The organism is Undibacterium sp. Tian12W, from assembly GCF_049339405.1.
GTDB lineage: Bacteria > Pseudomonadota > Gammaproteobacteria > Burkholderiales > Burkholderiaceae_D > Undibacterium.
In genome coordinates this window covers 1-26249 of the sequence record NZ_JBMPPK010000028.1, presented here as the reverse complement: position 1 = coordinate 26249, position 26249 = coordinate 1, and the positions used below count along the sequence as shown (strand labels likewise).

Annotated in this window: 25 protein-coding genes; 14 read left to right on the top strand and 11 right to left on the bottom strand. The window is 50.7% G+C overall.

Annotated features, from left to right (window positions below):
• Positions 1–2: 2 nt before the first annotated feature.
• Both ACO0LI_RS26995 and ACO0LI_RS26990 read right to left on the bottom strand, forming a co-directional pair.
• The gene (locus ACO0LI_RS26995; RefSeq protein ID WP_423036588.1) at positions 3–1718 is read right to left on the bottom strand and encodes a hypothetical protein; all 1716 of its coding nucleotides are present in this window, start codon (positions 1716–1718) and stop codon (positions 3–5) included.
• A gap of 350 nt (positions 1719–2068) precedes the next feature.
• Positions 2069–3754: a hypothetical protein gene (locus ACO0LI_RS26990; protein ID WP_423036586.1), complete on the bottom strand. Its 1686-nt coding sequence runs from the start codon at positions 3752–3754 to the stop codon at positions 2069–2071.
• A 287-nt stretch (positions 3755–4041) separates the two neighbouring features.
• Between ACO0LI_RS26990 and ACO0LI_RS26985 the strand changes: the two genes are divergently transcribed.
• The 5 genes from ACO0LI_RS26985 (at position 4042) to ACO0LI_RS26965 (ending at position 7133) form a co-directional block, all read left to right on the top strand.
• Complete coding sequence (locus ACO0LI_RS26985; RefSeq protein WP_422950690.1) at positions 4042–4674, top strand: hypothetical protein; 633 nt, start codon at positions 4042–4044, stop codon at positions 4672–4674.
• A 63-nt stretch (positions 4675–4737) separates the two neighbouring features.
• Positions 4738–5340, top strand: coding sequence for a hypothetical protein (locus ACO0LI_RS26980; protein ID WP_422950691.1), 603 nt, complete (start codon positions 4738–4740; stop codon positions 5338–5340).
• Positions 5341–5344: 4 nt separating this feature from the next.
• Entirely contained in the window at positions 5345–5734 is a 390-nt protein-coding gene (locus ACO0LI_RS26975) for a hypothetical protein (protein WP_423036584.1), read from the top strand.
• Positions 5680–6399, top strand: coding sequence for a sensor histidine kinase (locus ACO0LI_RS26970; protein ID WP_423036582.1), 720 nt, complete (start codon positions 5680–5682; stop codon positions 6397–6399). The genes ACO0LI_RS26975 and ACO0LI_RS26970 overlap by 55 nt, the downstream gene beginning before the upstream one ends.
• A complete protein-coding gene (locus tag ACO0LI_RS26965; RefSeq protein ID WP_423036580.1) occupies positions 6396–7133 on the top strand; it encodes a LytR/AlgR family response regulator transcription factor in 738 nt (245 codons plus the stop codon). Before ACO0LI_RS26970 ends, ACO0LI_RS26965 begins: the two co-directional genes overlap by 4 nt.
• Positions 7134–7349: 216 nt before the next feature.
• Here the strand turns inward: ACO0LI_RS26965 and ACO0LI_RS26960 are convergent, their stop codons facing one another.
• From ACO0LI_RS26960 to ACO0LI_RS26950, 3 genes are read right to left on the bottom strand one after another with little or no spacing between them, the layout of a single operon-like run.
• Positions 7350–7721, bottom strand: coding sequence for an ArsR/SmtB family transcription factor (locus ACO0LI_RS26960; RefSeq protein WP_423036578.1), 372 nt, complete (start codon positions 7719–7721; stop codon positions 7350–7352).
• Positions 7708–8169: an SRPBCC family protein gene (locus ACO0LI_RS26955; RefSeq protein WP_423036576.1), complete on the bottom strand. Its 462-nt coding sequence runs from the start codon at positions 8167–8169 to the stop codon at positions 7708–7710. The genes ACO0LI_RS26960 and ACO0LI_RS26955 overlap by 14 nt, the downstream gene beginning before the upstream one ends.
• Positions 8166–8657 carry an SRPBCC family protein gene (locus ACO0LI_RS26950; protein ID WP_423036574.1) on the bottom strand — a complete coding sequence of 164 codons (492 nt, stop codon included), beginning with the start codon at positions 8655–8657 and terminating at the stop codon, positions 8166–8168. The genes ACO0LI_RS26955 and ACO0LI_RS26950 overlap by 4 nt, the downstream gene beginning before the upstream one ends.
• A gap of 225 nt (positions 8658–8882) precedes the next feature.
• On the opposite strand from ACO0LI_RS26950, the gene ACO0LI_RS26945 reads away from it, so the two are divergent.
• Complete coding sequence (locus tag ACO0LI_RS26945; RefSeq protein ID WP_423036572.1) at positions 8883–10106, top strand: alpha/beta hydrolase-fold protein; 1224 nt, start codon at positions 8883–8885, stop codon at positions 10104–10106.
• A gap of 271 nt (positions 10107–10377) precedes the next feature.
• Here the strand turns inward: ACO0LI_RS26945 and ACO0LI_RS26940 are convergent, their stop codons facing one another.
• The 3 genes from ACO0LI_RS26940 to tyrS all read right to left on the bottom strand — a co-directional run bounded on the left by ACO0LI_RS26940 (position 10378) and on the right by tyrS (position 12981).
• Positions 10378–11046, bottom strand: coding sequence for a histidine phosphatase family protein (locus ACO0LI_RS26940; protein ID WP_423036570.1), 669 nt, complete (start codon positions 11044–11046; stop codon positions 10378–10380).
• A 26-nt stretch (positions 11047–11072) separates the two neighbouring features.
• A complete protein-coding gene (gene dtd, locus ACO0LI_RS26935; RefSeq protein WP_422950699.1) occupies positions 11073–11513 on the bottom strand; it encodes a D-aminoacyl-tRNA deacylase in 441 nt (146 codons plus the stop codon).
• Positions 11514–11712: 199 nt separating this feature from the next.
• Entirely contained in the window at positions 11713–12981 is a 1269-nt protein-coding gene (gene tyrS, locus ACO0LI_RS26930) for a tyrosine--tRNA ligase (protein ID WP_423036640.1), read from the bottom strand.
• 275 nt (positions 12982–13256) lie between these two features.
• Here tyrS and ACO0LI_RS26925 point away from each other — a divergent pair, with 275 nt between their 5' ends.
• From ACO0LI_RS26925 to ACO0LI_RS26900, 6 genes are all read left to right on the top strand, one after another.
• Complete coding sequence (locus ACO0LI_RS26925) at positions 13257–14630, top strand: peptidoglycan DD-metalloendopeptidase family protein (RefSeq protein ID WP_423036568.1); 1374 nt, start codon at positions 13257–13259, stop codon at positions 14628–14630.
• Positions 14631–14633: 3 nt separating this feature from the next.
• Positions 14634–15185, top strand: coding sequence for a GNAT family N-acetyltransferase (locus ACO0LI_RS26920; protein ID WP_423036566.1), 552 nt, complete (start codon positions 14634–14636; stop codon positions 15183–15185).
• Positions 15186–15238: 53 nt separating this feature from the next.
• Positions 15239–16390, top strand: a complete 1152-nt coding sequence (locus ACO0LI_RS26915; RefSeq protein ID WP_423036564.1) for an anhydro-N-acetylmuramic acid kinase — start codon at positions 15239–15241, stop codon at positions 16388–16390.
• 162 nt (positions 16391–16552) lie between these two features.
• Positions 16553–17200 (top strand): DsbA family protein, encoded by a 648-nt coding sequence (locus ACO0LI_RS26910; protein ID WP_423036562.1) that lies wholly within the window; start codon positions 16553–16555, stop codon positions 17198–17200.
• An 11-nt stretch (positions 17201–17211) separates the two neighbouring features.
• Complete coding sequence (locus ACO0LI_RS26905; RefSeq protein WP_423036560.1) at positions 17212–18129, top strand: aldo/keto reductase; 918 nt, start codon at positions 17212–17214, stop codon at positions 18127–18129.
• 244 nt (positions 18130–18373) lie between these two features.
• On the top strand, positions 18374–20707 hold the full coding sequence (locus tag ACO0LI_RS26900) for a putative bifunctional diguanylate cyclase/phosphodiesterase (protein WP_423036558.1): 2334 nt from the start codon (positions 18374–18376) through the stop codon (positions 20705–20707).
• Positions 20708–21019: 312 nt separating this feature from the next.
• Here ACO0LI_RS26900 and ACO0LI_RS26895 read toward each other — a convergent pair whose 3' ends face one another.
• From ACO0LI_RS26895 to ACO0LI_RS26885, 3 genes are all read right to left on the bottom strand, one after another.
• Complete coding sequence (locus ACO0LI_RS26895) at positions 21020–21907, bottom strand: LysR substrate-binding domain-containing protein (protein WP_423036556.1); 888 nt, start codon at positions 21905–21907, stop codon at positions 21020–21022.
• A 182-nt stretch (positions 21908–22089) separates the two neighbouring features.
• The gene (locus tag ACO0LI_RS26890; RefSeq protein ID WP_423036554.1) at positions 22090–23514 is read right to left on the bottom strand and encodes an FAD-binding oxidoreductase; all 1425 of its coding nucleotides are present in this window, start codon (positions 23512–23514) and stop codon (positions 22090–22092) included.
• A 153-nt stretch (positions 23515–23667) separates the two neighbouring features.
• The gene (locus ACO0LI_RS26885) at positions 23668–24300 is read right to left on the bottom strand and encodes a hypothetical protein (protein WP_423036552.1); all 633 of its coding nucleotides are present in this window, start codon (positions 24298–24300) and stop codon (positions 23668–23670) included.
• A 99-nt stretch (positions 24301–24399) separates the two neighbouring features.
• Here ACO0LI_RS26885 and ACO0LI_RS26880 point away from each other — a divergent pair, with 99 nt between their 5' ends.
• Positions 24400–24951: a cob(I)yrinic acid a,c-diamide adenosyltransferase gene (locus ACO0LI_RS26880; RefSeq protein ID WP_422950709.1), complete on the top strand. Its 552-nt coding sequence runs from the start codon at positions 24400–24402 to the stop codon at positions 24949–24951.
• Between the two features lie 77 nt (positions 24952–25028).
• Positions 25029–26138: a KAP family P-loop NTPase fold protein gene (locus ACO0LI_RS26875; RefSeq protein WP_423036550.1), complete on the top strand. Its 1110-nt coding sequence runs from the start codon at positions 25029–25031 to the stop codon at positions 26136–26138.
• Positions 26139–26249: the final 111 nt, after the last annotated feature.

The following is a 26249-nucleotide window of genomic DNA, read 5'->3' as shown; positions in this document are numbered from 1 at the left end:
TGTTAACGTACCTGTCTGGACTTTTTGGTATAGGCAGAACCCTGGTTATGAAAGAAAGTGGCATTGATTTGACCCGCCAATTGGTCAAATGCCCTTTCTGCCATGACGGCATATACTTGGCTATCCGAAGGATGGTGATCAATCGCATCCAATGAATATTCATACTTCACATTGAAATTATCTGGTGGAGTGACTTCTAAATTGAATTTCCATTCATTTTCCTGACCGGGTATGCTGATGTTGGCATTGAAATTCATGATGAGGCCAATGTAAATGTCCTGCTCGCTTAATGCCAGGTTCTCTTGCTTTCTTTGCGTATACACTTTACCTGATGGGGCAATCTTGTAATTGATCTTCAGCATGGGAAACGGTGGTTTGGCGGCACCATTTGCGGCGAATTTCAATATATCCTGAGGGAAGATGGCACCAAATGAAGTATGTATGCCCGCTACTATGCGCGACTCTCTGGTTGCCGCAGTATCATTGGTAAAATGAGGTGATGCCGGAATGATTTTTAAATTCTTTGTGCGTACCTCTTTCTTCCTCAATAAATCATCCAACTGAACAAGTTCTGCTGGTGTAGGTCTGCCAAAGCGGATGACAACATTGGGATCATTCTTTTTTTCTGCGTAGAGCAATAATTGCTCCATGGTGGCGATCAAACCAGGATCTGCGCTGGCATTGAGCGCGCGGAAATTTTCCAGAGCAAGCAGGTAATGATGATGGATTTCCTTGTCCAGATCGGCAATGATGTCCGAGCCTGGAAATCGCTGCTTCAAGGCGCGTAATTGTGTGACGCTGGTATTTTTCTTCAGTGCGTTAAAGACGATGCGCGGCAGCTTCTCTTGCATTTCCTTGACGTGGTTTTTGCCGTGTGAAAGATAGGCCAGATACGCAGTTTCCGTGTTCATGCGCTGGGCTGTCATGGCGGCCTTATCGTCTGCCATCATATTCCGTGCATACCAGAACAGGGCCGCAAATGCACAGGCAATAAACAGTAGCGGCAAGTGCAGTTTCCTTAGGAAATGAATGCTGATGGCAAAAAAACTGGCTTGGCGTTGTTCGAGGGCACCACTGAACTGGTTCCTCTTTAATTCCAGGAAAGGATCAAATTTTTGCAGTGCTGGCAGATTTCTTTCTTGAATTGCTTTCTGTGCTGCAGCATGCATCGCCTGGAATTTCTCAAAAACCAATTTACCCAGTTTGCGCCCTGGTATGTTAATGAGCAGATGCTGGTCTTCTTGAAGTTCAAGCGCGAGTTGAGACTTGTTATGCAGGCCAAGAAACTGTGTCTCACCAAGACTGACGTTTTTAAATAACTTAAGATCAATGATCATGACCTTCTTTTGCCGCGCATCCAGGAAACTAGATTGAAAAAGATAACGTCCCGGCAAAAAACCGAAGCGTCTGCTGAGGCTGATCCTCTTCCAGCTTGCATGCACGCAATAGAAAATACCAGCGAATAGCAAGACATACCAGGCCAGTATGGCTCGCGCAGACCACAATTCATCTTTTAGCGGGTTACCAAAGTCAGCGCTTGCAGTAAGCAAGAGCAAGGAACTGCAGAGCAGCAATATCAGCCCGTGCATAAGATAAAAATCCAGATTGGATTGCACTTCTGCAAATGCCAGGTATTTGGAGCGTCCTATCGTCTTGGCCAGATCGGATTTGAGATGCGCAGGCAGCGCGTCAAATTGATATTCATAATAATAAGCCAAAGGTACATCCTTAATTCATGAGTAAACGTGCAAGGAGAAAATTATTCGATTGTTAATTTTCATTTGCGCATAAGTATCGTGAATTCTGCCTTGTTGGTCAATCGGCAAACCTGGATATATTTAATGGATGGCTGCATCAGGCGCGACTCCCAAAAATGCGTACTTTATCGTGACAATATGGGCAAAATTGGGTTTGCCCGTTATTGCCTGGCATTTTCAGCTTGCAGGCTGTGGGCGCTTGCTATGTGGCTCTGGATTCGGAACTGGGCGATAGACTGGGTAAGTAATTCGCGTGTCTGTGCATACAGACGGCAATATAGATAGGCAGCAGCCTATCTATTTGCAATTTTTTACTGGTTCTTCAATTGCTTCATATATACCGCACTATCGGGCCTGAAGAAGGCAGCATTGATTTTGAGTGCCAGTTTATCGAAAGCTCGTTCTGCCATTACTGCATAGACCTGTCCCTCAGGCGCTTGTTTAACAGGATCGCGGCTGGATGTCTGGTATTCCACTTTGAATGTATCTGGTGGTGTTACTTCCAGGTCGAATTTCCAGCGGTCTTTGGTTTCGGGCACGATGAGCGCAGCCTTGAAGCGTACCAGCATGCCAACAAAAGCATTATCATGCTTTTCAGAGCCGAAGATCTCGCCGGATGGTTCTATCTGATAAGTGATTTGCAGTCTGGGAGCGTTGTCGGGTGCGACAGGACTGGCATTGAATGACAGCACATCATTTGGGAATATTGAACTGAACGCGCTGCGTATACCTTGAATAATTCGTGTCTCCCTGACAGCGGCGCTATTGTTTGCGAAATATTTTGCTGCCGGTATGATCTGCTTGCCACGTATCTGTTTTTCCTTGAGTTTCAAAACAGCGTCCAACTGGCTCAAATCACTGTCTGTCGGACGAATAAAGTTGACTGCCACATTCGGATCGTCATGTTCCTCGGCAAACTTCAACAACTGTTCCATGGAGCGTATCAAGGCAGTATCTGAATTAACTGCCTGTTCCCTGAATTTTTGCATGGAGCTGTCATACAGCACATGGATTTCTTCTGCCACGTCAGGAAGAATATCCGACTGTGGGAAGCGCAGTTTCAACTGACGCAGCATAGTGACGGAATTTTTTTTCTGCACTTCATTGAATACCACGCGCGGCAACTCTGCCTGCATTTCAGTAATCTTGAACTTGCCGTGTGCCAGATAACCCAGATACGCCGCTTCTGTCTGCAAGTGCTTGGCATTCAAATACATTTTCTTGTCTGCTGCGGCATTCCTGCCATACCAAAACAAGGCAGCAATGAAGATGGCCAGCACCAGCAGCGGTACTTTGAATTGAGTCATTAGATTGATAAAGCGCTTACCCAGGCTGGCGGCTCCATGTGCCTCCCGCCACTTGTTTCTCCGCACGTCCAACAGAGGGTCAAAGCCATACAGGCTTGCCAGATCGCGGTTATGAAATGCATCCTTGGCCTTGGTTTTATAGATATTGAATTTTCCCAGCGTGGCTTCAGCCAGGTTCTGGTTATTGATGACCAGGTCTTTACGCGTGCCATCATTGAAATTAAAAGAGAAAATCGTTCTTTGATAACGTCCATTCGATTCATGATGGGTAGCATCAAGTTTGCGCAATTGTGCCAGATCATGTACCGCGATTTTGTTGCTGCGTATATCAACCAGTGCCAGTGGGAACAGGTAGCAACCAGGGGCGAAGCGAAATTTTGTGCTCAGCTGCATGCGCTGCCATATTTCATGGCCAGCATAGACTACCCCAAAAAACAGTATTGCATACCAGACTATCAGACCAGTATTATCCCAGGCGAGATCATTGACTGGGTCACCAAAGCTTGACGACGCAGCCAGGAAAATAAAGAAAATACATGCGGCCATCAAGGCAGCATGCCGCAGGTACCACGACCGATTCGACATGGCGTCAGCATGCACCAGATAGTCCGGGCTTCTGACCGACCTGGCCAATTGTTTTTTGACGTCACGGGGGAGTGCGTCATAATCGAGTTGATAGAAGGCTCGCACCACAACTTTCCTTCAATTAAAGAGGCAGATCAGCAAAAACGTCACGCATATAATATGCGCGAAAAAATTTCAGGCTAAAGCTGGCAGTATCGCTATTTACAATGCCATGGTCAATTCACTTGTGTCATTCTGGCAGCCATGCATAAAACTATTTTTTAACAGCTCCATTCATCAGAAATTTCCCGCCATTTATCGGCGGTGACGGGGCAGTAATCGCAAAGCGAAGGAAACCAAACTTGTTCATCCGTATATTGCACATCATCAACAACCCACATGGAGTAAAGATGATGAAACACTGGAAAGTTCTGGCCGCAGCCAGCCTGATTGCACTTGCGATGAATACTTCGTTCGCTGATGGCGTCAAGTCAGGTGTCCCGAGTGGCTGGCAATTATGGGGACCTTTGGGTGACAAATATGAGATGGGCATAGACCCGGCAGAAAGCACGCCGGAACACCCCGCACTGCTTGTCGCCAGCAAAGATACGCCGACCAATGAAACCGTCAGCCTGATGCAGCAAGTAGATGCAAGCGAGTGGGAAGGGGGCGTGATCGAGTTCAGTATGATGGCTAAGGCCATAGGCGCAGAGAAAAATAGGGTATGGTTGCGCCACTTGAGAAGCCAGGCCCTCATGTTGGGCGAAAAAGCTGGCAGGCCGCAACTGATGGAATACTCGCGCAGCATACCTGATGGAAAAGGCTGGGAGAGAATTACCCTGAGCAGCTATTTCCCTAAAGGTGCAGAGCCCGGTCAAAAACACTTTGACATCGGTTTTTCCCTGGCATCCAAAGGCAAGATCTGGATCAGGGATATCAAGCTGGAGCGCAAGCCCTATGTGGCTGTTCCCAAAGCGGTTGAGTTGCCCACTCATCGTTCTGGCCTGCCAGCTTATCCAGCACGCAACCTGAACTTTACTGAATAAAATTACCGGGCCTCACAAACGATATCCCGAATCTAGCAAATACTGAACAATACTGGAGCAGACATGAAACACTGGAAAATCCTGATCGCAGCCCCACTGGTTGCCTTTGCTGTCAATTTTTCTTACGCAGGTGCTGTCAAGAACGGCATTCCAAAAGGCTGGACAGGTAGCGGCGCAATTGCTACCCACTATGAAAGTGGGCTTGACGAGTCGCAAGGAAGTAAAGAGCAACCAGCTTTCTTTATTGCTGCAAAAGAGACAAGCACGGATGATGACTTTGCCGCCATCACGCAAGTGGTCGATGCCGGTGCATATCGTGGAAAGATCATGGTTTTAACAGCATCTGCCCGACACACTGGTGAGCTGGGGCGCTACGAACTCTGGATCAGAACGACTGATGATAAAGGCGGCGTTCGCATTACCTCCTCTAGCGGAGCTAAAGGGGACGCTTGGGAAACGGTGAAGGTTCAGACACCAGTGAGCGCCAATGCGCAAAAACTGGAGTTAGGGATAGGCATCAGAAAACAAGGAAAATTGTTGGTGAAGGACCTGTCCTTTGCCGAAGCCTCCGCAAATAATTCCATATCTGAACGCAGACCTATAGCAAACGATGTCAACATTAGTCAGGCAAGCGCAGCGATAAAAAACCTGAATTTCTCGGAATAAAAAAATGCGTACAGACATGACGATAACTCATGCGGATAAGGATGAGTCAGGCACATTGAGCGCGTGGCCGTTATTACCCATGCTGGCCGTGCTGGGTTTACTGGTTTATGCAAGCCTTGACCAAGGACGTTCAGCCTGGCTGGCAGATAGCCTGGCCATCCTGCTGGCCTATACTTTGGCACAAGCTGGTTTATGTCTGTCGCAAAAAATACTGTGGTTCAAACATGCCAGCCAGCGCTGGGCTATTCTGGCCTTGTCTGTGGCGCTGGCATTGTTCGCAGGGCTCAAGGCGGAAGCTGCTTACTGGCCAGCGATGAGCACAGGCATGTCAGCTGGTTATTGCCCGCCATTATTCTGGTGTTTATTTTCGCCACCGTTTTGCCTGCTGCCATAGATCTGGAAATCAGACACCGTACCCAGGCCAGCCTGGCGGCGGAAGCCAGCAAGCACAAAGTCGAGAGACAAATGCTGGAAGCCAGACTGGCGGCACTGCAGGGCCAGATAGAACCCCATTTTTTATTCAATACGCTCGCCAACACCCGTGCCCTGATACACCAGGATGCCGCCATGGCGGAGCAAATGCTGAACCACCTGATTGCCTACCTGCGCGCTGCCATGCCCGACATGCGCCTGAGTACCACCACACTGGGACAAGAGCTGGACAGGGCAGCGGCGTATCTGCAAATCTTCCAGATACGTCTGGGTGCACGCTTTCAATACTCAGTCCAGGCCACAGATGAAGTGCGGGCCTGCCTGATCCCGCCACTGGCCATCATGAGCCTGGTAGAGAACGCCATCAAGCATGGCATAGAGCCGCAGCCGGGTGAGGTGCGCATAGATATCAGTGCCAGCAGCGAAGCCGGCCAGTTGCTGGTCACAGTCAGCGATAATGGTCGCGGTTTTAAGGATGAACTGGGTAGTGGTGTTGGCTTGCTGAATGTACAGGAGCGCCTATCGGCCCTGTTTGGTGAGCAGGCAGAACTGCAATTACAGCCAGGAGGCAAGGGTGGTGTACGCGCTACGATATGTCTGCCAGCCAGGACAGGTAAGCTGGCATGAGCATCATCAGACCCCAAACCCTGATCGCTGAAGATGAAGCCATCTTGCGTCAGGAGTTGCAAAACGCGTTGGCGCAGCTATGGCCAGAACTGGATATCATCGCCGCTGTTGATGACGGCATCAAGGCCATGCAAGCCATTACCGATCTGCGCCCCGACATCGCTTTTCTGGATGTACGCATGCCTGGCCTGAGCGGTATAGACGTGGCCCGCCTGGCCCAGCATCCCTGTCATATCGTGTTTCTGACTGCCCATAATGATTATGCCGTTGATGCCTTTGACCAGGGTGCGGTGGATTACCTGCTCAAACCCCTGGATTTAGGAAGGTTGGCGCTGGCAGTGCAAAGGTTGAAGCAGCGCCTGTCACAACAACCGGCTGACCTGTCTTCCCTGCAAATCAAAAAACCGCAAGAAGCACTGCGCTGGATACAGGCATCGGTTGGCAACCAGATACGCTTCATCAATGTCAGCGATGTGCTTTGCTTTCGTGCAGACTCCAAATACACCAAAGTCATCACTGCCAGGCTCGAAGCCTATATCCGCACCACCATCAAGGACCTGGCGGCGCAACTCGACGGTGATAAATTCTGGCAGATATCCCGCAGCAATATCGTCAATGTGGCAGCGATAGATGCAGTGCAAAGAAGTGATGGTGGCCTGGCTTTGCGTTTGCAGAAAGAGGATGAATGGTTGGCGGTGTCGCAGGCGTATCAACACCAGTTTCGCCAAATGTAGCTGCTAAGTGCTGGTTAAGCTACTGCGCGGCTCAATTTTGAGCCTGCGATGCTCGTCGTACTTAAGTACGACTGCGCTTCTTAACTCAAACTTGAACCGCTCGCTACGCTTACCCAGCACTTAGCGGAATAAGCTTTGGGGAAATGTCGTTTTTTTTGGATGCAGTATTTCCGTGTATTCATGGTGTTGGTCGATAGCAAGAAATTTGTTTGTCCCCTAATCATCCTTTTCCACAAAACGCTTCAGTCTGCCCAGTGCCATTTCCCATTCGCGGCCTATGGATTCGAGTGTTTTTCTGGCTTCATCTATGCTCGCAGCTTGCAGTTGCCACAAACGTTCCCTGCCAATTTTGATGTCACTGACGACACCTGCTTCAGCCAGTACGTTCAGGTGCTTGGTGACGCCCTGGCGGCTGATGGCTGTGGTTTGCGTCAGGTGAGAAATCGAAAAAGCGCCACCTGCGCAAAGCACTGCCACCAGCTTCAGACGTGTGGGATCACCAAGTGCCGCGAACACCTGAGCAGACGTGTCGTGGGCACTAATGATGGCTGGTGCGCTGGCCTTGTTGCTTGTTTTACTTGGTGACATGGTTCCCCAGATTTTGCAGTTGTATGTCCCAGCCCTCGGTATTCATCTCAAAGGCTGTGCGACGGCGGTGCGCAGGCACTTTGTCAAAACCTGATTCAACCACAGTCAGCAAGACAGCATTGCCGGGCGCATCTTGTAAATTGAAACTGACTAGGGTTGGTATCTCACCAGAATAATCAACAGCAGTATCGACTGCATACGGATGCCAGTGAAAAGACATGGCATCTTGTGGCTGTATATGCTGGATGACGATATCAAACATTAAACCTTCGCAGCCAGGGTGGGTAAACAGCCCACGTGTGCGCTGGCCCGGCGCAAATACCTGGCCGCTCAGATCGACACCAAACCATGCGCCAAATTCTTCTGCATCAGTCAGGGCACGCCATACGCGCTCACGTGTGCCATTGATGAAGATGCTGCGCTGTATGCTATCTGTATTATTGCTCATGCTGCTGCTCTCCTTTCCGTGGATGGGATTTGCTGATGACCGGCCGCTACAAACGGTGTGCCTGTGCCAGTTTCCAGATACAGCTGCAGACTGGCGAGGAAATGCTGCCAGCCATTTTGACAAAGCGTATAGCATTGTAGCGAAGGTAACAGGCCTATGTGTTCCAGATCCAGCTGCGTCTTGCCCAGCCCTGCATCGCTGATATGGAATACGACCTGAGTGCCCACCCATTCGTCAGCAAGGCTGACTGATTCAGCCACGATATGCGCGCGGGTGCATAGCCAGCGAACTTCGCTGTCAGCTTGCAGTTTCTCTATACGCATATCCTTGTAACACTCACTGAAGCGAAATTCCAGGGTATCGCCAACGGCTACCCCACCTTCACAATCCTGGGTCCACCAGGCACGCAAGCCTTGTATGGTGGTCAGGGCTGCATAGACCGCGGCAAGGCTGGCTTTGATGTTGAGGCTTTGCTGGTAGCTTTTCATGATCTGTCTCCATTGTGTGATATATGCAACCAAATAGCTGCGTATTTATTATGGGATGGATTTTGAATAAATGCAACCAAAAGGTTGCTTTAAGTTTTGTGTGTGAATCTTTGCAGGAATTGGAAAGTTTCTTGACTTGATATTGTTCGTTAGGCAATCTTGCCATCATGCCGATACAAAGATGTAAACCATCTGTCATTTCTATTACCTTGAATTGTCCATCCTATGAGCAACATTCGACTATTTGTTCTTCTGCTGAGTTTGGTTGGATTTGCCCATGCCGGGGAGAAAAACGAAGACATTATCGTGGGCACGATAGAGACCATACATTCAAATGCTTTGGATGAAGATAAAAAGATATGGGTATATGTTCCCAAACCGAATGCTGCTCTGGGACCGGAAAAGCCTGTCTATCCTGTCGTCTATTTGCTGGACGGCAGCGATCATTTTCTTTCGATGATGGGTTTGATGGAAAAGAAATGCCGGGGCATTGGACACTCTTGCCCCGAAATGATCTTGGTTGCGGTTACCCACAATAACCGCCAGCGTGAACTGACACCGACGAAGGCAGGTTCGTATGCCCAGCCAGAAAAGATCAATGAAAACTCTGGTGGTGGCGAAGCTTTTTCTACTTATCTGGAAAAAGAGTTGATTCCCTACATTAACGCAAAATATCCGGCTGCTCCTTATCGGGTATTGGTTGGTCATTCTTTGGGTGGCTTGACCGTGATGCATAATCTGATTAATCACAGTGCATTGTTCGACGCCTATCTGGCGATAGACCCCAGTATGTGGTGGGATAATGCTTTGCTGGTCAAACAGATGGAAGTCGCGCTAAGGGATGGCCGCCTGGCTAACAAATCGCTATATCTGGCGGTTGCCAATACACTTGCCAAAGGCGTGTCTATTGATCAGGTCAGATCTGGCAGCGATCAGGAAAGCAGGCATATTCGTTCCATACTCAAACTGGTCGATACCCTGGATGCGCATCCACAAAGCGGCCTGCGCTGGAAGTGGAAATACTACCCGGACGAAGGCCATGGTTCTATTCCGGTTTTGGCCGAGTATGACGGCTTAAATTTCTTGTTTGATTTTTACAAGATGGCTGATTTTGTGCGCTTGTATGATGCGAAGATAGATGGTGCAGGTGAACTGAAACATCAGTTTGAAAAAATCAGCGCCCGTATGGGCTACAAGCTTTTACCCGATCTTGAAACGATGGATTGGTTGGGACAGCATTTCTTGCGTGAGAAAAAATTGAAGAATGCCCATGATTTTCTTAGCGCGAATCTGGAAAATTATCCACGCAATGCTTTGTCCCATGAAGGTATGGGTGATTACTACCTGGCTGCAGATGAACAGGCCAAAGCGAAAGAAGCCTATCAGCAAGCCGTGAAACTGGATGTCAGTTCCAAAGCTAAAGGAAAGCTGGAGAAATTAACGAAGTAAAAATAAGTGCCAGTATCTTGAACTCTGTTGTTGATGATGTTTTATTAGCCAATCGCTTTTACGGTGTATCACGAAAGTCTCTGGATTCCTGCCTGCGCAGGAATGACGATTTGGAAGATATGAGGATTATCATTCGCTCATGCAAATAAGAATTCCAATTTGTTCAACATACTATTCTGGTGGCACAATTTAAGGTCGCTCCAGCACAAGCTGGAGCCCAGTGGCGTTTTTCAACTGACAGATAATGCCGGTTATTGCCATCGCAAAGACATCAATGTTTCTCGACCTTGCTCTGGTTAATTTCATCCAGCCCATCGGCATCCAGATGCGCAATATCACCCCATTGCAGCAGCTTGATTTCTTTACCTGTGACTTCAAAGCGGTTGATGCTGGCGTTGTAGATGGTCACTTCGCGTGGTGCGCTCAGCGGCAAATCCTTGGCGGCGCGGTAAGCACATTCAAGCACGCCGCCGTGAGCGACAAGGGCGATTTTCTTGCCCTCGAATTGCTTGGCATAATGCAGCACATGTTCCATAACGCGCTTGTGGAACTGGCGTATGGTTTCGCCTTCGTTTTCGCCAGGTGGGAATTGTGCATCTGGTTCATGCGCTTGCCAGGCGTTATATTCCTTGCGGTACAGGCTGGGTAGTTCGCTATACAGCTTGCCTTCAAAGCCACCAAAGCAACGTTCACGCAAGCCTTTATCTATGCGGGTGCTGACACCTTGCAGGCGGGCGATTTCACCTGCGGTTTGCACCGCGCGTTGTAGATCGCTGGAGACTATTGCGTGTAGTTTTTCATTTTGCAAGGCCCAGGCCAATGCCTTGGCCTGGCGTGTGCCTTCGGCATTCAATGGGATGTCGAGATGGCCTTGCAAGCGGCGTTCGGCGTTCCAGGCGGTTTCGCCATGGCGTATCAATAAAATTTCTGTGGGTTTCATTTGTTTATTTTGTTCTTATTTTGTTCTTATTTTGTTTTTAGCCAGAAGGTCACCGGGCCATCATTGGTCAGTGAGACCTTCATGTCGGCACCAAAACTGCCGGTTTCTACCTGCGCATGTTTGCTGCGTGCCTGGGCGACAAAATAATCGAATAATTGCCTGCCCAGTTCTGGTGGGGCTGCTGGCGTAAATGAGGGCCGAGTGCCGGAATTGGTATCCGCTGCTAGCGTGAATTGCGGCACCAAGAGCAAGCCGCCTTGTACGTCGGTGACGCTGCGGTTCATCTTGCCTGCGTCGTCAGAGAATACGCGGTAGGCGAGTAATTTTTTTAGCAGGTCGTCAGCCTGTTTTTCAGTGTCTTCGCGCTCGGCGCAGACCAGGATCATCAGGCCGGCATTGATGGCGCCTATGGTGTTGCCATCAACGACGACTTTGGCTTCGGTGACTCTTTGGAGTAGGGCGATCATGGGGGTAATTGGTTGTTGCTTTAGTGTAGCGAAGAGAGAGTGGGCGGGCGAAATCTGGTAGGTTGGGCAAGATTGTAGGTTGGGCCGGGCCTCGCTAGGCTACGCTTCATCAGCCCAACACTCGGCGATCAAATAATGTATACATTTGCGAAGGCCCAGTATTGGGCTGATACCCCGTAGCCCAACCTACGCATAAGCATTAAGCCGTCAACGTCACTTTCGCAAACTTGCGCTTGCCGACTTGCAGCACGAAAGTACCTGCTTCCACTTTCAAGCCCTTGTCGCTGATAACAGCGGAATCTATACGCACGCCGCCTTGCTCTACCATGCGCAGGGCTTCGGATGTCGATGCGCAAAGATTCGTTTGCTTTAACAACTGGCCTATACCAATTGGCGCACCGCTGACGCTAACTTCTGGCAGGTCATCTGGTATTCCACCTTTGGTAACATTGACAAAATTCGCCAGTGCATCTTCCGCCGCCTGCCTGTTATGGAAGCGCGTCACGATTTCCTGCGCAATCGCTACCTTGATATCACGCGGGTTCTGGCCTTCTGCGACTGCTTTTTTGTAAGCAGCGATTTGTTCCAGTGAGCAGAAGGACAGCAGCTCGTAGTAACGCCACATCATGACATCAGAAATACTCATGATCTTGGCGAACATGGTATTGGCTGGTTCAGTGATGGCGATGTAGTTATTCTTGGACTTTGACATCTTCTCGACGCCGTCCAGGCCTTCGAGCAAAGGCATGGTCAAAATACATTGTGGCTCTTGTCCATAATCTTTTTGCAGTTCACGACCCACCAGCAGGTTGAATTTCTGGTCAGTGCCACCAAGTTCCAGGTCAGATTTAAGGGCGACAGAATCATAACCCTGCATCAGCGGGTACAAGAATTCATGCACGGAAATCGGGGTGCCCGCCTTGAAGCGCTTGGTGAAGTCATCGCGCTCCATCATGCGGGCGACGGTGTACTTGGATGATAACTGGATCATGCCGCGTGCGCCGAGTGGGTCTGACCATTCAGAGTTGTAGCGTATCTCGGTTTTGCTGGCGTCCAGTACCAAAGCTGCCTGCTTGAAATAAGTCTGGGCGTTGTCTTCTATTTGCTCGCGCGTCAGCGGTGGGCGGGTGGCGTTGCGGCCAGACGGGTCGCCGATCATGGACGTAAAATCGCCAATCAAAAAGATCACGGTATGGCCCAGATCTTGCAACTGGCGCATCTTGTTGAGTACAACGGTATGGCCCAGGTGCAAATCTGGTGCAGTCGGGTCCAGGCCCAGCTTGATGCGCAGGGGTTTGCCCGTCTGTTCGCTACGGGCCAGTTTTTGGGCAAATTCGGATTCGATGAGCAGTTCATCAACACCGCGTTTGGTCACTGCCAGTGCATGTTGCACTGCATCGGAAAGGGGCATGATTTTGCTGGCATTGCCAGTGTTTTCAGGGGAGCTGGAATTTTGTTCAGAAGTCATCATGAATGGAAATCAAATTTTTTGTAACACCGCTGGTCGAATTTCAAATCTGAATCCATAATCAGCGTTTGCCAAATTCTGGGTGTTGGTTAATTAGCAGGGATTATTGTTTAAGCCAGATGTCAGCATTTTAATGCCTTTGCCTGGTTTTTAATCCCGAACTTAGTGCGAGTTTCAATATTGCCGTCTTGATAATGTGCGCATAAAATATGCAAGAGCATTTCACCGCAATGTACTCGAATTTTCAATAAAACCAGTCAATTTTAACTTATTGCATGCGTCCAACAGATAAATTACTTCGTATCGTCTCTGGCGGCAGGCTGTTGTTCGGCACTACACGCGCTTCGCGCATCGTTTCTGTTTCCGCTCTTTTCTTTGCTGTTTGCGCATTTGGCGCTGCTAGTGTTGCTCCTTTGGCACCAGATGCTTCTGACTTGCCAGTCAAGCGCATCAAGGAAGAGCTGAGCCTGCCTTCGCTCGATGAACAGGTCGCCGCACTCGAAGCGGTTGATCAGCAATTCATCCGTGAAGCCACCTTCAAGAGCAGTGAGCAGTTGGCCACGTTCTTGCAGCGCATAGGCGTGGATGACGAAGAAGCGGCACAGTTCATCAAATCAGACAATATTGCACGCACTATCCTGCAATTCAGGGCTGACAAAACCGTGGCAGTAAAAACGGATGAAGAAGGTGAACTGCTGTGGTTGCAAACAACGGTCTCTGATGGCCCGGACAAACCAGTCAGAAATATCGTCATCAACCGCGATGCTCATGGCAAACTGACATCTTCTGATGTCAGCGCCAAGCTCGAAAGACGTGTGGAAATGGCAACGGCCTATATCCGCACTGCCTTTTACCCGGCTGCCGACGATGCCATGATCCCCTATGGCGTCACTGAGCAGGTCAAATCCATGTTCGAGACCAATGTTGATTACCAGCGCCTGCAAAAGGGCGACTATTTCAATATTGTCTATGAAAGCTTCTGGCAAAACGGTGAGCGCGTCCGCACTGGTCGCGTACTCGCAGGTGAATTCAGCAATTCTGGCAAGCTGTATCAGGCTGCCTGGTTTGAAGAAGCCGGCGGCAAGGGTGGCTACTACACCTTTGACGGCAAGTCCCTCAAAAAAGCCTTCCTGAAGTCACCGATAGAATTTACCCGTGTGTCTTCTGGCTTCTCCATGCGCGTGCATCCTATTTCCGGTCAATGGAAGGCGCACAAGGGTGTTGATTTTGCAGCCGCCACTGGTACACCTATCCGCGCCTCGGCTGATGGTGTGGTTGATTCAGCCGCGCCCAGCAATGGTTATGGCAACCTGGTCGTGCTCAAGCACTGGAATAACTACAGCACAGCCTACGCCCACATGAGCCGTTTTGCTGCTGGCATACACAAGGGCAGCAAGGTCAGCCAGGGTGATGTCATTGGTTATGTCGGCACTACCGGCTGGTCCACTGGCCCGCATCTGCATTATGAGTTCCGCGTCAATAATGAAGCGCGTGACCCCATGAGCATCAATATGACAGAGGCAGCACCTCTGGCAGTTGCTGAAATGAGCCGCTTCAAGGGTTTTGCTGGCGACATGATTCACCGCTTTAACTTGCTGCATCCTGAACGCATGGCAGAAATTATGCGTCTGGCGGCCAAGCGCTCATAAACCTTGGCTGGTTTGACTGGTTTGTCTGGTTTGACCGCAGGCGAAGTCATCATACGCGAGGCAGAGACAGAGGATGTCTCTGCCTTGACTGTATTGATATTGCAAGTCTGGCTTGATACCTATGTCAAGCATGGCATCAAAAAATCGATTGCTGATTATGTGTTGTCTGAACTGACGACCGCACGCACGGCTGCCTATCTCGCACAAGAACATACCCACATCCTGCTGGCAGAAATTGATGGCCATCTGGTTGGCTATTGCCAGACCTTGAACGGTAAACGCAATGACCAGGTGCAGGCCGAACACCAGGCCGAGCTTGATCATCTGTACGTACACCCTGGATTTTTTAGTCGCGGCATAGGCCGCCGCTTGCTGGCTGAAGCTGAAGAACATTTACGCTCTCTGGGCGTACAGCGACTCTGGCTGACAGCCTGGGTCGGTAATGACAAGGCTCTGCGCTTTTATCCACGTACTTGTTATGCCGACATAGGTGCCACCGTCTTTCGTATGGAAAACGAAGAAGTCGCCAACAGAATTTTCTGCAAGACGCTGTAATACCTGGCCGACTCTTCTATACTCATGCTGATCAACATACAGGTGGAATCAGCATGCTGCACAATCAACACAATACGGCAAACATCTATATCGGCCTGATGTCAGGCACCAGCCTCGATGGCGTGGATGGTGTCATGGTGCGTCTGCCCGATTCAGTTGATGCTGCTGCTGATGCTGACACCGGTATGCAGATTATCGCGACTGCCTATATCCCCTTTGACCCAGACCTGCGCCAGCAAGCCATGCGCCTGCAGCAGGCCAGTGACAATGAACTGCATCATGAAGCCATGCTGGCAAATGCGCTGGCGAGTACTTATGCCGCTTGCGTCAAAAAGCTGCAGGCAGGTGCACCGGAACAAACCGTGCATGCCATAGGTGTGCATGGTCAGACTATTCGCCACAGGCCTGAGCTGGGCTATACCCGCCAGACCAATAACCCTGCCTTGCTGGCCGAGTTGACGGGGATAGATGTGATTGCCGATTTCCGCAGCCGTGATGTCGCTGCCGGTGGCCAGGGTGCGCCTTTGGTGCCAGCCTTTCACCGTGCCGTATTTGGCCGCGCAGGTGCTTCCAGCGTGGTTGCCAATATTGGTGGCATCAGCAATATCAGCGTACTCGCGGCAGATGGCAGTACCCGTGGTTTTGATACCGGCCCTGGTAATGTGTTGATGGATGCCTGGGTGCTGCAACATCAGGGTAAAAGCTATGATGCCAATGGTGACTGGGCAGCGCAGGGTAATGTCATACCCGCCTTGTTGAACAGTCTGATGGACGAGGCTTACCTGCACATGCCACCGCCCAAAAGTACTGGGCGTGACCTGTTCCATCCCGCATGGCTGCAAGGCAAACTGCAGGGTTTCGATGCCGTATCGCCTGTCGATGTGCAGGCAACTTTGTGTGAATTTACCGCGCTGACGCTGGCTAATGATATTGCCCGCCATGCTGCCGATGCCGCCCATGTTTATGTCTGCGGTGGTGGTGCTTTCAATCATCAGCTCATGCAGCGCTTGCAGGCTTTGCTGGCGGCGCAATCATGCGCTGCTGTTGTCCGCAGCACTGCAGTGCTCGGTGTTGCGCCTGAACAGGTAGAGGCCCTGGCCTTCGCCTGGCTGGCACAGCGCTTTTGCCTGCGTTTGGCGGGCAACCTGGCCGAAGTGACAGGTGCCGCTGGCGGGCGAATTTTAGGTGCCCTTTACCCCGCGTAGTTTAGCAAGGTGCGCCGTGCACACCGTAGTCACGCGTGTAAATCCATGCGTGCAAATATAGACAGGCTGGTGCGCACAGCGCACCCTACAAAATCGCAGGCGACAGTCAATCCCAAGTTTCTATACAATGGCAAATCAATATTGATACTTTGAGATTGCTTTATGACGCAACTGATTTATGTCGCCGACCCCATGTGTTCCTGGTGTTATGGCTTCGGGCCAGAATTGCTGGCTTTTCTTGATACTGTGCCGGATGCAAAAATTGATTTGATCATGGGTGGTTTGCGCGCCTATAACAAACAAGTGCTGGATGATGCTACGCGCACTTCCATCATCGGGCACTGGCAGCAGGTGGCAGAACGTAGTGGCCTGCCTTTTAGCGATAGTGCCATGTTACAGTCCGGCTTTGTGTATGACACTGAGCCCGCCTGCCGCGCCGTGGTGACTGCGCGCACGCTGACTGACGATGATACAGGGCGGTCTGCACTGGCAGTCTTCCATGCGGTACAGCATGGCTTCTATGCCCAAGGGCTTGATGTGCGTGACCCGGCAGTCTTGTCTGAACTTGCCGTCGCTGCCATGAACAAGGTTGAAGGTGAGGGCAGTTTTGATGTTGCCAGCTTTGCCGAAACCCTGGTGTCACCGATGGCCATGTCAGATGCGCGCGAGCATTTTGAGCAGGCAAAAAACTGGGGCATACGCGGCTTTCCAGCGCTCTTGCTCGTGCATGAGGGCGCGCTACACATGCTCGCTTCTGGCTACACCACGCGTGATGATCTGATCTCTACTTTCCAGGCACTGACACAATAATGAAAAATAGCATGACACCACATTTACAGATTGCCCCTATCGCTCCAAACGGCCCTGAATTTTCCCGCATCGTACTTGGCCTGTGGCGGCTCGCCAGCTGGCAAATGACAGCGCAGCAAAGAGTAAGCTTTCTTGAGCAAGCTTTGGCGCTCGGCATCAACACCATAGACCAGGCAGATATCTATGGCAATTATGAAAGCGAACAATTGCTTGGTGAGGCGATCGCGCTGGCACCGCACCTGCGTGACAAGTTCCAGTTCGTCAGCAAATGTGGCATCAAGCTGGTGTCTGATAATCGCCCAGCCCATGGCATGCAGCATTACGACACCAGTGCCGCACACATCATTGCATCTGCAGAACAATCATTGCGTGCGATGCAGATAGAGCAGCTTGATCTATTGCTGATACACAGGCCAGATCCGCTCATGGATGCGGACGAAATCGCCGGTGCTTTCCAGCATTTGCAAGACAGTGGCAAGGTCAGGCATTTTGGTGTGTCAAACTTCACCAACAGCCAGTTTGAATTGCTGGCAGCCGGTTTCCCGCTGGTGACCAACCAGGTGGAATTATCGCTCCTGCATATGCAACCCCTGCATGATGGTACGCTGGATTTGTGCCAGCGCCTGCGCATTGCACCGATGATCTGGTCAGCCCTTGGTGGTGGCAGCCTGTTCCGTCCCCTGCATGAGCAGGACGAACGCGGCCAGCGCATCAGCACAGTGCTGGCCCGCATTGCGGCAGAGCTTGATAGCAGCCCCAGTACCATTGCCCTTGCCTGGATTTTGCAACATCCATCCCGGCCACTGGTGCTGACAGGTTCAGGTCGTATTGCCGCGATTGAAGAAGCAGTCAATGCCACTGCGATCACGCTGAATCGTGAACAATGGTTTGCCCTGTGGTGTGCCTCTGCGGGCAAAAACGTCGATTAGTCGGGATTGTCAGGCACTGATTGATCAGTCTCTTGATCAATCAGTCTGCCAAACAGCCATATTATTGCCTTGTGTAAAGTCATTTTGTCGCTTTTTGCCAGCACAGGCGCAATTTCTGTCTGAATGGATATATGTTGGTATAGTATTACTGTTCTGGCCGCTAAATCTGGTCTGGCCTGTTTCGTGATGTGATTGCAGAAGGACAGGATTTGTGACTGTTTTTCAATTCATCCGCAGTAATTTCATGGCTAACTCTTCGGCACCGGTGGAAACCCACCAGTGGCGTGAGCAGGTCTTGTCTGCCATTCTGTTTTTTGTACTCGCACTGGGTGGCGCAACAGCCATACCCAGCATTGTGCTGGCCATCAGCGAAAACCTGTGGTCAGTCGTCGTGGTTGATATTTTTGCGCTGGGCTGGGTCGCCACAATCTGGCGCCTGCCATTCTTGAACTATCAGCAACGCGCCTGGAACTTCCTGCTTTTCCTGTATCTGCTCGGTGTCTGGTTTCTCATCAAGGTCGGCCTGACCGGGCTGATCTACCTGCTGGCCTTCCCTGTGCTGACTGCCTTGTTGCTGAACATGCGGCTGTCCATGTATGCCCTGGTGCTGGCTTCTTTGAGTTTGCTGGTGGTGGGCTATATCTCTGATTCCAATTTGCATGTGTATGGCTTTGATTCCCACCCCTTCATGCAACTGGTGGTGGTTACCATCAATTTCAGCTTCATTGGGGCTGTCATGTCCATCTCTTGCAGTGTGTTATTGCAAAGACTGGATAGTTCGCTTGAACACCAGCGCGTCATCGCTGCCTCATTGCAGCATGGGCAATCTTCACTTGCCGTGGCGAACGAAGAACTGCGCCTGATTGTCGCTGCCGTGGCGCGCCTGAATGACATCGTCATGATCATCAAGGTTGATATTGATGGCGCAGGAAAACGCCGCCTCAAAATCGTCTTCGTCAATGATGCCTTCGTGCGCCAGACCGGATTTAAAAGTGAGGATGTCATCGACAAGTCGCCGGTTTTTTTACAGGGGCCGCGCACCCAGACAGATGAACTTGATAAACTCAACGAAGCGCTGCTGTCTTATGAATCGGTTCATATAGAACTAATATGCTATACCCACGATGGCAGTGAATTCTGGATGGAGGCCGACGTGGTACCGCTGGCCGACGAGCACGGTCTGTTCAGCCACTGGGTGGCTACCGGGCGCGATATCAGTGACCGTAAAAAAGCCCAGGAACATATACACAGGCTGGCCTATTTTGATGTGCTGACAGGCTTGCCGAATCGCCGCCTCTTGCTGGACCGCATGAGCATACTGCTGGCAACAGCCAGGCGCGGCAATATGGTCAGTGCCGTGCTTTTCATCGATCTTGACCACTTCAAATACATCAATGACGCGCGCGGCCATGCCGTCGGTGATGCCTTGTTGAACCTCGTTGCGCAAAGACTCTCCAGCAGCCTGCGCGAAGTGGATACAGTGGCCCATATAGGTGGCGATGAATTCGTCGTCATGCTCTGCCATATCTCGAATAACGTAGTGGCAGGCGCCCATGCAGCACAGGCCGTGGCTGAGAAAATCCGTCATTCGATATCACAGTTTTTTGATATCAATGGCCTGCAATACAGCACGACCTGCAGCATAGGCGTGACCATGTTGCCAAGAGAAAACCAGAATTCACACGACCTGCTGCGTGAAGCGGACACAGCAATGTACCGCGCCAAGAGCAGTGGCCGCAACCAGATCGCCTTTTATGAAACCGGCATGCAGACCGAGGTCGAACAAAGGCTGACCATGGAAAGAGAGTTGGGCGAAGCCATCTCAGGCGGGCACCTGCACATGTATATACAGGCCCAGGTCGACAGGCTGGGCAAGCCAGTCGGTGGTGAAATGCTGATGCGCTGGATACATCCTGAACGTGGCTTTGTGTCGCCCGCACTGTTCATCCCCGTGGCAGAAGAATCCGGCATGATCTTGCGCCTGGGTGACTGGGTGCTGGAGCAGGGTTGCATGGCCCTGCTGCAATTACAGGCTGCAGGTTGTGACATACCGCTGTCTGTGAATGTCAGCCCCAAGCAATTTCGCCAGCCAGATTTCGTAGAAAAAGTCAGGCGCGTCTTGCGCTACACAGGCGCCCCACCGTCACGCCTGATCTTTGAAGTGACTGAAGGTTTGCTCATCGATAATCTGCAAGACACCATCGCCCGCATGCTGGAGTTGACGACCCTGGGCATACGTTTTTCCATCGATGATTTTGGCACCGGCTATTCCAGCTTGGCTTATCTCAAACGCCTGCCTTTGTATGAGCTCAAGATAGACAAGAGTTTTGTCCAGGATACGCCGGGTGATGCAAATGGCACGGCCATCGTGCAATCGATATTGTCCATGGCATCCCACCTGGGTTTGCGTGTGGTGGCCGAAGGGGTAGAGACCAAGGAGCAGGCAGAATTTTTGATCGCCAACGGTTGTGCATCCATGCAAGGATTCTTGTTCGCCCGCCCCATGCCTTTGGATAAATGGTTGGCTTTGCAAAAGCAGATAGCGCAACCAGGGCAGGAAAGCAGCAGGGTGGTGTAACGTAGACAGCTTTGCGGTGCACATAGGCTATTTCTAAACGTAGCCGTGTTGTAGGGCGCATTGCAATGCGCCGCATGCCATTTCAAATTCCGGGAAAAAAAATGATTGCCGTGCGTGGCGCACACATACGGCGCATTACAATGCGCCCTACGCTTATCTCTTTACCCAAGTCCCGGTGATTTATTCGCCTGAGCAAATTGTAGGGTGCGCCGTGCGCACCATCGTTTCCAACAAATATAGGTTTGCAGAGGCATGTCCGTACCTCAAACGGTGCGCACGGCGCACCCTACAAACCTGTCACTAAGCTTGCCACTAAGCCTGCTGATAAGTCGCCTGCATCCAGTCGATGAACAACTGCACCTCTGGCCGTATATTTGCCTGCGCCTCATGTACCAGGTAATAGGCATGCGGTGGTGTTGCCAGTTGCGTATCAAACACGCGCACGACCTCGCCCCGGTTGATCATCTCCTGGGCAAAGTGCTGACGTGTCAGGCCTATGCCATGGCCGTGCTTGACTGCTTCCAGCAACAGGCCCAGGTCATCAATGCGCAAGCCTGTCGTTGGTTCTGGCCAGTCCAAGCCTGCCACTTCAAACCATGGCTGCCAGGGTTCCAGCGCAGACCGCAAGAGTCTGGCATGACGCAGGTCTGCCGGTGCCTGTATCGATGGCAAAGACTTCAGGTAAGCTGGACTGGCGACGGCAAAGCTGGGTTCGACAAATAATTTCTTGGTGACAAGATTAGGATATTCACCGGCGCCAAAGCGCACTTCTACATCGCTTTCTGACAGGCTCAGGTCATACAGCGGCACAAACAGATAGACTTCAATTTCGACATCGGGATACTGGCGCATGAATTCGGCCAGGCGCGGCATGAACATATAGCGCGCAAAAGTAGGCGGCACCGTCACCTTGACGCGCAACTGGCTTTGCGTGATCTTGTTCGGCAGCGGGAAATCAGACAGGGTGCGCAAGGCTACCCGCACCACATCAAGGTAACGGCGGCCAAACTCAGTCAGCGTGACACTGCGCCCTTCACGCACAAAAACGCGCTCGCACAAATGTTCTTCCAGCAGACGTATGCGGTGCGACAGTGCAGAAGGTGTGATGCACAACTCTTCTGCCGCAATCGCAAAAGAACTATGCCGCGCCGCAGCCTCAAAAGCAGATAATGCATGTACCGGTGGTAATCGTGTTGCCATACTCTTCCTGATTTGTTTTATACGCTTGCTCAATCCACAGGCAAGCAGTCAAAAATAACACAAGGAGGTTGGGTTCAAAGCAATGCTCAGATTTTTTTGCTTCGATCTTCTCTGTGTTATCTCTGTGGCTCGGTGTCTCTGTGGTGAGTGGTCTTCCGTCGATAAACGACGATGGTCTCGATTTATTCTTCAACCTCATCCCACGCAATAATCTTGCCCGGGTTTAAAATATTTTTTGGATCAAATGCATGCTTGAGCATACGCATCATGTGTATTGCATCTGCCCCATGTTCTTCTATCAAAAATCCCATTTTGTGTATGCCCACGCCATGCTCACCCGTACAGGTACCATCCATGGCAATCGCCCGCGTCACCATGCGCTGGTTGATGGATTCTGCCACCGCAATTTCATCCGGGCTGTCCGGATCTACCAGCATCAGTACATGAAAATTACCATCGCCAACATGGCCTATGATGGAATAAGTAATGCCATGGTTTTCACAATCGATCTGGGTTTCGCTGATGCATTCAGCCAGGCGTGAAATCGGCACGCAGCAATCGGTAGAAATAGAACGTGAACCTGGCCGTAATTGTAGCAGCGCAAAATAGGCATTATGCCGCGCAGCCCACAGGCGGCTGCGGTCTTCTGGCCTGGTTGCCCATTCAAAATCACCGGCACCATTGGCCGCAGCAATCTCTTGCACCAGCTCAGCCTGTTCTTTTACGCCATGTTCTGTGCCATGAAATTCAAACAGCAGCAAAGGCTTGACTGGCAAATTCAGCTTGTCATGCGCATTGATGGCACGCACGCCATTCGCATCCAGAAATTCTACCCGTGCAATCGGTACGCCCATCTGTATGGTCTGGATAACGGTATTCACCGCATCGGCATTGTCAGGGAAGCTGCACACCGCAGCCGAGATGGCTTCCGGCAAGGGATAAAGTTTGACCGTCACTTCAGTGATAATGCCCAGCGTGCCTTCGCTACCGACAAACACCCGCGTCAGATCGTACCCGGCAGATGATTTCTTGGCACGCGAACCCGTGCGTATGATGCGGCCATCTGCAGTCACCACCGTCAGCGCCATGACGTTTTCACGCATGGTGCCGTAGCGCACGGCGTTTGTGCCGGATGCCCGCGTGGCTGCCATGCCACCGAGGCTGGCATCAGCACCAGGGTCTATCGGGAAAAACAGGCCGGTGTCGCGTATCTCGGTATTCAGTTGTTTGCGCGTCACGCCAGCCTGTACGGTGGCGGTCAAATCCTCGGCATGCACCGCCACCATTTTGTTCATCTGTGACAAATCTATCGTCACGCCGCCATGCAGGGCCAGGATATGGCCTTCCAGCGAAGAACCGGCACCGTAGGGTATCACTGGCACATCATGCGCATGACACAGCCTGACGATCTCGGCGACTTCTTCGGTGCTCTGGGCAAATACCACCGCTTCTGGTGGCATGGGATCATATGAGGACTCGTCGCGGCCATGGTGCTCACGCACTGCCAGGGCGATGCTGCAACGGTCTTCCAGCATGGCTTGCAGGGCATGCAACAGGCCAGTGGGCAGGGGCTTTCTGACACTCGCCAAAATGGCAGGATGGTTCATGATGCGGTCCGTACAGGTAGTGGTGCCCTCTATTATGCTGTGTCCGGCCAGATTTTGCCGTAAGCTTTCCAACTTCCTGCCTTATTTTATTTGCCAGCGGCAATCAGCGTTCAAAAATTGCCAGCCAGGCAAGTAAAATGACATAGTGCTGCTTTAGCCCAGTTTTATGGACTGCGCTTTGGCATCAGCCAGCTTGAACAACAAATCTTCCAGTGCCGCCTCAGAGACAGAACCCAGGTCTATGCTGACTTGCAGGGCTTCATCTTCCTGTGTGATGGCAGACATGAAATGCACGACTCCGTACAGGCTCTCGGCATTTTTTACATTGTTATCCTCAACATCAAACCAGGCCATGAACCAGTTGGCCAGGGTAGTAGCAGCAACATCAGGTGCAAGGCCACTGATCTGCAAGGGCAGCCAGTCCCAGGTAAACGGAGTGATGCTTACCTCGGTGCCTGACATGCTAAAGCCAAAGGGCTCAAATTCCAGCTGGGTTTTGGCATCCACCGTATGTGACTGTCCGGCATATTCACCCTCTACCGGTATCCAGTCTGCCCGGCAGGGCAAGGCCGGGCTGCCTTCCAGAGCGAGTGCACCATCGGCATTGCGGTAAGCCGGTTCGACATGGGCATTATCCTGATTGATGGCCGCAGTCAGTACGGCAACATAAGAGGCGCGTATCGCGCCGAGTAATTGTGTAAGTGTCATGGCGAGATTATATTGATACGCGGCAAGCGGGGCAATCATGGCGGGTGTCCAAGCACCAATACCAGCTATGATGTGCATGCTGCCAGCGGAGAGGATGGTGTATCCAAGGTGTATTCGGGCAGATTTTGCCGTATCCTTTCACACTTCCTTATTTATTTTTCACTTAATTTATTTGCCATGGGTAATCGACTCTCAAAAATCGCAACACGTACCGGCGACAAAGGTACGACCGGCCTCGGTGATGGCAGCCGCGTCGCCAAAGACGCCCTGCGCGTGCACGCCATGGGTGATGTGGATGAACTCAATTCTCAGATCAGCGTCCTGCTGTGTGAAGACATGCCAGAGCAGATGAAGCAAGAATTGTTTTCCATCCAGCACGACCTGTTCGACATGGGCGGCGAACTTTGCATCCCCGGCTACACCATGATCACCGATGCCCAGGTAGAGCGGCTAGATGCCCTCCTGGAAAAATACAATGCCGACCTGCCACCACTAAAAGACTTCATCCTGCCCGGAGGCTCCCGTGCCGCCGCCATCGCCAACGTCTGCCGCACCGTCTGCCGCCGCGCAGAACGTGCGATAGTCAGCGTAGGCAATGCCGAGGCCATCAATGAGGCACCAAGACAGTATATGAACCGTCTGTCGGACTTGCTGTTTGTGTTGTCGCGGGTGTTGAACCGGTATGCTGGGGGATCGGATGTGTTGTGGGAGAAGGAGCGTCAGCGCTAGGTGGCGTTTTATCAATTGCTCTTGCGAAGTTTGAGAAACATCACGTTGTGGATACTTATTAACTAATAGAGGTATGTATGGCAGAAGCGGGAGCAAAAGATATAATTATTTTAGGATCTGATGTACCTAAAAGTAATCCTTTTGAGGATTCTTATGGATATACAGCTTTTGCTCGTCAAATCGCCAAAGCCATTTTGGTTACCCCAAGCCCTCAGGGGTTGGTCATGGCTGTGCACGGTCCTTGGGGGGCAGGGAAATCAACGCTACTCAACTTCGTAAAGTGTCATTTAGAGGAAACAAAAGAGGATTCGCCAATTCTTGTAATTGACTTCAATCCTTGGTGGTTTAATGATAAAAACCATTTGGTTAATCAATTCTTATCGACATTTCAATCCTCCCTCAAACTCGCTCCAAGTGCCTTGCAGAAGGTCGGCGACATAATGGCTAAATATTCTGATGCTTTAGCCGCGACAGCCACGACAAGCGCAGGTGCGCCATGGGCTTCCAAAATAGTGGCATGGCTGTTAAGTAAATTAAATATAAAGACTGAAGATATTCCACAGCTAAAGTCGAAAATTGCTAAGGCATTATTTGAATCAAACACACGAGTATTATTTTTAATTGATGATATTGATCGCCTCTCACCAGATGAAATTCGAGAGTTATTTAAGGCAATCAAGGCTATCGCAGATTTTCCAAATGTGATTTATTTACTTTCCTTCGATAGAGATGTCGTGCAATTGGCTTTAAATAAGTCACTTGGTATCGATGGTGCTTCATATTTGGAGAAAATTGTTCAAGTACCGTTCTCACTGCCTTCTATAGATAAAATACTCTTACGGCAGCAGCTATTTACGAATTTGAGTCGAGTTTTGGAGTCGTTCCCAGATATTAAGTTTGATGAAGTCTATTGGCATAACGTATACGTGGATGGGCTGGATTTGTTCATTGAGAAACCTCGTGACGTTGTACGGCTAACAAATATCTTTTGCGTTACTTTTCCTCCCGTTGCTGGAGAAGTTAACGTTGTTGATTTTATTGCACTTGAATTTCTCAGAATATTTGCTCCTCAAGTATATGAAACTATTCGAGATAACATGGATATGTTTGCGGGGCATTCCAGACAAAATCGCGACGCTGAAGATCCCCTGTTGGTATTCCATAACACATGGCTAAGGAACATCTGATTAAGTTCTAATTTCCATCAATTACAAAATCATGTTCCAGTCAAAGCATAAAACGTGCTGCTGAACATGATTTTCATCAAGAATTGGGGAGTTGTATCCCCAACTTCTTCA